Here is a 7,599-nt window from a genome sequence, read left to right on the forward strand (position 1 = left end):
AGAAAAGACAAAGGATATAGATAAGATAAAGAAAGTCATTAACATTAGTAATGTTAAATAGCTAACAAGTAAGCAAGTCAGAACATGTCCGCTCCGCTACCAAATTTAAGCAAGCTCGGGGCATAAAGCATTTCCCTTGCAATAGGGCCAGACCATTAGGTTGAAATGGCAAAATAATCCAAACTGTTGTAAACGAAGCGTGAACAACTGAGCGATAAGCTCTGCTAGGGATGGAATCCGATGCGAATAGGGTGAAGATGAAGTAGAAGAGAAAAAAGAGCATGTTTCTAGAGCATAGGAGCGTGTTCTTTTTATACTAAAGAACAATTTAGCGAAAAATATTGAAAAATAAAAACAAGTATAGGGTTCCCAACTGAAAACTTAATCTATACAAGGTAATTCTTAGCATAAGCTAGTGAACAAATTTCATCTTTATTAGAATTAAGTTCGTTAAAAATATTGTTAATATCATAAAGAAGTTCATATATTGAAGTTCTAGATGATGGTCTAAATAATTTTGCTTTTAAAGACCTCCATATATGTTCCTGTGGATTCATTTCTGGTGAATATCTAGGTAAAAGTATAATCTGCAACTTATCTTTATTAGATGAATAAAAATATTGCATGGTTTTGCTTGTATGTGTTTTAGCATTATCCATAAATACTACAACTTTTTTATCCGGATTTAACTCCAGTAGATATTCAATATGGTTTTTTATTTGTTCGGATGTTATTGGGTCTTTAGAAGAATAGACGTCATTAACAACATGAAAGTCATTTAAAATTGAATTTGCAATATGATTCACAATAGTTGGGTTGCTTAAACCTGTAGCAAACATAATGTCTTTAGTATTACTACCTAAATATCTCATTGTAACAGTAGTTAATACTAACCTTACATATTTGGAATTGGTATTATTTTTTAATTCAATGAATTCTTCAATTTTTTCACCATGTAATGATATTATTTCAAGTTGTTTTCTTCCCATAGTTAAAACCCCTTTCTCCGTACATTTAGTATTTGGAGAAAAGTTTTTAATATTCAGCATAACTTAAGTTTTGACGCAGGAACCCTATAAAATAATTTTATTTGAAACTTTAATAAATGAATGGTAAGATGAAATGAGTGATAAATTTTTATGAAGTAAATGGGGGATTGAATTGGAAAAAATATTACAAGAAATTCTTAATGAACTAAAAAATCTTAAATCAGGTCAATCGCGTATTGAGAAAAAATTAGACTCTGTCTATGAGCATACAGCAAAAATTACTGAAGATATTACTGAAACTAATACGAAACTAGATGAAGTTATTGATGATATTGATTATTTGAAACATAAAGAACATAAAACAGAAGAAGATTTATACAAGTTAAAAAAGAATCTAAAAATTGTTAAATAAAATGAGTAGTCACGGACCCTTGGGGAAAACTGGTAAAATAATCCAAGCTATAAAACATCAGATAATCTGATGTTTTTTTATTATTGAAAAAAAGAAATATATGTGATTAATAAATAAAATTATTGTCAATAATTTTTAGTAAATAATAAATAAGGGGTGTAAACATGCCAAGAAAAATAAGATTATGGTATGAAGATGCACAATTACATATAACTTCTAGAGGCAATCATAGAAATGATATTTTCAGGGATGAGTCAGATTTTGAAGTTTATTTGAAAGGCATTGAAGAAGCGATAGATTATTATAATGGAAAATTTGAAATCTTAAGCTATTGTTTAATGACAAATCATGTTCATTTACAAGTACAAACTACAAACATTCATATAAAAGATTTTATAAGACGAATAAATGGACTTTATGCTATGAAATTCAATGATAAATATAATTATGTTGGGCACTTATTTCAGGGAAGATATGGTTCGGAAATTATTGAGAATGATCAATATGTAGTAGATGCTAGTAGATATATTCATTTGAATCCGGTTAAAGCAAATATGGTAGAAAAGGCTGAGGATTATAAATGGAGTAGTTATTCTATGATTATTGGAGATATTGATGAGAAATTAATTATTTCAGACAAAATACTTAATTACTTTACTGTTGAAAATAAGAGAGAAGCATATAAGAACTATGTTCAAAGTGATATTCAATATGGTATAAAAGCAAAAAATAAAAAAACTAAAAAGACACAGGAGGTAGATTAATGGCTTCAGTTATAAATAGTTTTGCAATTAGGGGAGTAGATGCATATTTGGTTGAGATAGAATCAGATACTATTTATGGCAAACCATCTGTATCAATAGTTGGTCTTGGAGATATGGCTGTACAAGAATCCAGAGAAAGATTGCAAGCAGCTATAACAAATTCAAAATATGAGTTTCCTAAAATGAAGATTGTAATTAATTTAGCTCCTTGCGATATAAAGAAAAGTGGGTCTCATTTTGATTTAAGCATGGCAATAGGTCTTTTAATACAATCAAAGCAAATTTATGTGGAGGAAATTAAAAGTTTCGGATTTATTGGAGAACTATCATTAAATGCATTTCTAAGACCTTGTACCGGCGTGTTACCTATGGTAATGGAAGCTAAACGCAGAGGAATTAATAATTTGATTTTACCAAAAGAAAACATGAGAGAAGCATCTTTAGTTAGTGGAATTAATCTATTTGGTTTTGATAATTTAACAGAAGTAGTTAAATTTCTAGAAAAAACAAAAGAATATAATGACACCATTGATTATAGACAAAATCATATAATTAGAACTCCAAGCTTAATTGATTTTAGTGATGTTCAAGGGCAAGAAGCAACTATCGAGTTTATAACAGTGGCCGCAGCTGGTGGACATAATATTTTATTGTCTGGAGCTCCTGGTTGTGGAAAGTCGATGATTGCAAAGCGTATCCCAACAATATTACCTTCTATGACAGAAGAGGAAGCTCTTGAAGTTACCAAAATTTATAGTGTAGCAGGTCTTTTAAGAAATAAAGGAAGTCTTATAACAGAAAGACCTTTTAAAGCACCACATCATAATGCATCTACGAATTCACTAGTAGGGGGAGGCAATGATGCATTACCAGGACAAATTTCACTTGCACATAATGGAGTTTTATTCTTAGATGAAATAGCAGAGTTTAATAAAAGAACATTAGACTCATTAAGGCAACCTATGGAAGATAGAATCGTTACCGTTTCGAGAGTAAAGTACACAAACACATATCCAGCAAATTTTATGCTGGTGGCAGCTATGAATCCCTGTTCTTGTGGTTACTACGGTTATGAACGGTGTCACTGTACAGATTATGAAATTATAAAATATAGACAGAAAATTTCTGGTCCAATTTTAGATAGAATAGATATTCAAAAAAATGTTCAGCCAGTAGAATTTATGAAATTAGCAGGTTATGAAAAAGGTCCATCATCAGCATTTTTAAAAGAAAGAGTTGAATTAGCAAGAAAAATCCAAAATGCAAGATTCGAAGGTATAAAAGGGGTATATTGCAATGCAGATATGACACCGGCCATGGTAAAAGAATTTTGTGTACTAGATAATGAGTGTAGCTCATTACTAAAACTAGCATTTGATAAATTTGATTATAGCGCAAGAAGTTATCAAAAATTCTTAAAGGTAGCAAGAACCTTTGCTGATATGGAAGAATCAGAAAATATCAAAAAAAATCATATTGCTAAAGCTCTTATGTGTAGGGAAATGGATAAAGAACAAGCAAATATGATTATTGTAAAATAATTAAATAAACTACGAATTTAAAGGAGCAAATTATGAATGAGGGTGACCTTATATATTGGGTATGGCTTACTGAAATAAAAGGAATTGGTCCAGTTTTAGCTAGAAGTTTATTAGATGTATTTAAGAACCCTGAAAAAATTTATAAAGCCAATATTGAAGAATTATTGTCAGTAAAAAAGATAGGCCCAATGGCAGCAGAATATGTCATGAAATCTAGAAATCTTAAAAAAGCTGAGAACATATTAAAAAAATGTACTAAAAGTAATATAAATATTATTACTTTGAATTCATTAAACTATCCAATAAAAGCAATGCATATTTCAGAAATGCCAATAATACTTTACAATAAAGGAACATTAAAAGAAAATATACAAGGCATAGCTATTGTAGGAACTCGAAGATGCAGTGAATATGCTAAAAATATAACAATAGAAGTAGCGGAATATTTAGCACAAAATAACGTACCAGTTATAAGTGGTATGGCAAAAGGAATAGATTCTTATGCACATACGGCTTGTCTAAACAACAATGGATACACCATTGCAGTATTAGGCTCTGGAGTAGATATCTGTTATCCACGTGAACATATCAAACTAATAGAAAAAATAATAGAGAACGGTGCTGTTATATCACAATATCCTCCAGGAACACCACCTAATTCTGTGAATTTTCCTAAAAGAAATAAAATAATAAGTGGAATAAGTGAAAAAGTGCTCGTAGTAGAAGCTGGAGACAAAAGTGGTTCATTAATAACAGCTCAGTACGCAAAAAAGTATGGCAAAGAAATATATGTAGCTCCTGGAAATATATATAGTCCTCAAAGTAAAGGAAGTAATAAGCTATTAGTTGAAGGTAGTAAAATCTATTTAAAACCTCCACAGTTAATTCAAAGCATGATAACATTAGAAGAAAAACTAACCCTTAATACAGATAAAAATTCTATATCAGAAATAGAAAATAAATTTTCAAAATCACTTAATTATGATCAAATTGAAAAGTTGATAATTAAAACCATATGTAAAGAATCAAAAAGTCTCGAAGAACTTGTATTATTATTTAAAGATTCTAAAGTAGACATAATAGAAAAAGTTTCAGTTATGGAGTTGGAAGGCAAAATCAAAGTATTTAAAGGCCTCGTAAGTGCAGGGAAAAGCTGATTTCTAATCATCTTAGAATGTTAAAACTATTAATTAGGTGAATATTATAATGACAATGACCCTCAGCAGGCTGTGCATAAACACTGCTTATATCAATAATAATTAAATTAATTATAGCAAGTGGTCCAAACAAGTTTTGACCACAAAGGTAAAAGAAGCGGTCCAAACAAGTTTGGCCCACAAAGGTGACAGGTACTTCCCGTTTTATGTAGAAATTACAGAACTTGTACAGTTAATTGAATACTAAAAAATTGACCAGTATCGTATCATGATGCTGGTTTTTCGTTAAGTAAACGTTTGGCGAAATTAAATTGATTTTTAACTTATAATTTATAAAATAAAAATTTGATTAAATAGTGAAAAAGTAAAGGTGAATAGGTTATAATATAAGCAAGGAGTTGATATTATAATGAAAAGATTGAAGCCTTTAAATGATTTCATTTTTAAGAAAACTTTTGGTGAGGAAGAAACAAAAGATAATCTAATAGCATTGCTTAATGCAATTCTAAGTAAAAAAGATATAGATAAATTAGTAACACTAGAAATAGTTGAAAATAAAGAACTAGCACCTGAATTAATCGGAGATAAGACAGGCATAATAGATGTTCGTGCTAAAACAGAAGATGGTACACAATTTGAAATAGAAGTGCAGTTAACAAATCAGCATAATATGGATAAAAGGACAATGTGGTACTGGGGAGAAATATTCTCAGAAGGAATAAAAAAGGGAGAAGACTATAAGAATCTACCTAAAGTTATAACTATAAACATAGTAGATTTTGAATACATTAAAATCCCAAATAAATTCCACACAACTTTTCATCTATGGGAAGATGAAGTCAAGGACTACATGTTAACAGATGTAGTAGAGATTCATTTCATAGAGATGGAGAAATTTAGAATGTTAAAGAATAAGAATTTAAAAGAAGATAAGCTGCAAAGATGGTTATCTTTCTTTAGAGAGGATATAAGTAAAGAGGAATTAAAGGAGTTGATGGATATGGATGTTGATATTAGAAAAGCAGAAGAAAAAATAGAGTATCTAAGTAGTGATCCAAAGACATTAGAACTTTATAAAGAAAGAGAAAGATCACTTCATGAGAGGGCTAACATGATTAGTAGTGCTGTAGATGAAACAGCAATGAAAATCGCAAGAAATTTACTAAACATGGGATTGTCAGTTGAACAAGTTGCTAAGGGATCTGAACTTCCAATAGAAAAAGTGATAGAGATAAAAAGAAAAATGACAAAGACCCCTATTGTAAGCAAGTCATAATTTGTCCACTTCGTTTTCAAATTAAAAGCAAGCTCGGGGCCAGACCCTTGGGTTGAAATGGTAAAATAATCCAAGCTAAAAAAACATCAGAGAAATCTGATGTTTTTTTAGACTAAATAACTATTTAGAGAAATTAAATTGATTTTTAACTTATAATTTATAAAATAAAAATTTGATTAAATAGTGAAAAAGTAAAGGTGAATAGGTTATAATATAAACAAGGAGTTGATATTATAATGAAAAGATTGAAGCCATTGAACGATTATATTTTTAAGAAACTTTTTGGTGAAAATGAAGTTAAAGATAATTTAATTGCATTTTTGAATGCAGTTTTAGATAGAAAAGGTAGAGATAGGCTAGTAACATTAGAAATAATTGATAATAAGGAATTAACAAGAGAATTAATTAATGATAAGACATCTATACTAGATGTAAGAGCAAAAACAGAAGATGGAACTCAAATAGATATTGAAGTACAATTAACAAATCAACATAATATGGATAAAAGAACTTTATTCTACTGGGGCAGATTATTCAATCAAACCATAAGTAAAGGAGAAGATTATCAGAATTTATCAAAAGTAATTACTATAAATATTTTAGACTTTGAATACGTACAACTAGATAAATTCCATAGTAAATTTCACTTGTGGGAAGATGAAGCAAAAGATTATATGCTTACAGATTTAGTTGAAATTCATTTTTTAGAGTTGCCCAAATTTTATAAATTAGAGCAAACGAATTTAAAAGAAGATAAACTTCAAAGATGGATGACTTTCTTTAATAAAGATATTTCTGAAGAGAAATTAAAGGAGTTGATGGAAATGGATTCAGATATTAGAAGAGTGGAAGAAAGATTGGAATATTTAAGTAGTGATGAAAAAACTATAGAGCTTTATAAAGCAAGAGAAAAATCATTGCATGAGAGAGCTAATATGATAAGTAGCGCAAAAGAAGAAGGAAGAGAAGAAGAAAGAGAAGAAATAGCTATAAATTTATTAGATATATTAGACAATGAAATTATTGCAAAAAAGCTCGGCATGCCTATAGAAAAAATTAAGAAGTTAAGAGATAATCAACTTAAGAATTAAAGCAAGCTCGGGGCCAGACCGTGCGCCAAGATAGGGCACAATGTATAACGGGTGGGAATCCCGTATGGTAAAGCTTAACCAGCAGCCATTAGCGAGTCTTGAGTTGTTTGAAGCAAGCTCGGGGCATAAAGCATTTCCCTCGCAATGGGGCCAGACCCTTGGGGAAAACTGGTAAAATAATCCAAGCTATTGTGAACGAAGCGTGAACAACTGAGCGATAAGCTCTGCGAGGGATGGAATCCGATGTAAATAGGGTGAAGATGAAGTAGAAGAGGAAAAAAGTAAAAGTAAAGAAAAAGTGTATTTGTGGATGTAACTAGGAGATATAAAGTAAAGAATAAGAAGAAAAAATTGAAAAAAGACCCGTAG

The 7,599-nt window shown here is 30.0% G+C and carries 7 protein-coding genes; 6 read left to right on the forward strand and 1 reads right to left on the reverse strand.

Annotated elements, in window-relative coordinates:
- Positions 1-386: 386 nt before the first annotated feature.
- Positions 387-989 carry a transposase gene (locus tag BUB83_RS20485; protein ID WP_073340952.1) on the reverse strand — a complete coding sequence of 201 codons (603 nt, stop codon included), beginning with the start codon at positions 987-989 and terminating at the stop codon, positions 387-389.
- Positions 990-1,161: 172 nt separating this feature from the next.
- Between BUB83_RS20485 and BUB83_RS20490 the strand changes: the two genes are divergently transcribed.
- From BUB83_RS20490 to BUB83_RS20515, 6 genes are all read left to right on the forward strand, one after another.
- Positions 1,162-1,401: a hypothetical protein gene (locus BUB83_RS20490; RefSeq protein ID WP_073340953.1), complete on the forward strand. Its 240-nt coding sequence runs from the start codon at positions 1,162-1,164 to the stop codon at positions 1,399-1,401.
- Positions 1,402-1,565: 164 nt separating this feature from the next.
- The gene (locus BUB83_RS20495) at positions 1,566-2,165 is read left to right on the forward strand and encodes a transposase (protein ID WP_073340954.1); all 600 of its coding nucleotides are present in this window, start codon (positions 1,566-1,568) and stop codon (positions 2,163-2,165) included.
- Positions 2,165-3,706 (forward strand): YifB family Mg chelatase-like AAA ATPase, encoded by a 1,542-nt coding sequence (locus BUB83_RS20500; RefSeq protein ID WP_073340955.1) that lies wholly within the window; start codon positions 2,165-2,167, stop codon positions 3,704-3,706. The genes BUB83_RS20495 and BUB83_RS20500 overlap by 1 nt, the downstream gene beginning before the upstream one ends.
- A gap of 32 nt (positions 3,707-3,738) precedes the next feature.
- Entirely contained in the window at positions 3,739-4,863 is a 1,125-nt protein-coding gene (gene dprA / locus BUB83_RS20505; RefSeq protein WP_073340956.1) for a DNA-processing protein DprA, read from the forward strand.
- A 409-nt stretch (positions 4,864-5,272) separates the two neighbouring features.
- Positions 5,273-6,139, forward strand: coding sequence for an Rpn family recombination-promoting nuclease/putative transposase (locus BUB83_RS20510; RefSeq protein WP_073340957.1), 867 nt, complete (start codon positions 5,273-5,275; stop codon positions 6,137-6,139).
- A gap of 236 nt (positions 6,140-6,375) precedes the next feature.
- Positions 6,376-7,230, forward strand: a complete 855-nt coding sequence (locus tag BUB83_RS20515; RefSeq protein WP_073340958.1) for an Rpn family recombination-promoting nuclease/putative transposase — start codon at positions 6,376-6,378, stop codon at positions 7,228-7,230.
- Positions 7,231-7,599 lie beyond the last annotated feature (369 nt).

The sequence above is a fragment of the Clostridium grantii DSM 8605 genome (assembly GCF_900129965.1).
GTDB lineage: Bacteria > Bacillota > Clostridia > Clostridiales > Clostridiaceae > Clostridium_AF > Clostridium_AF grantii.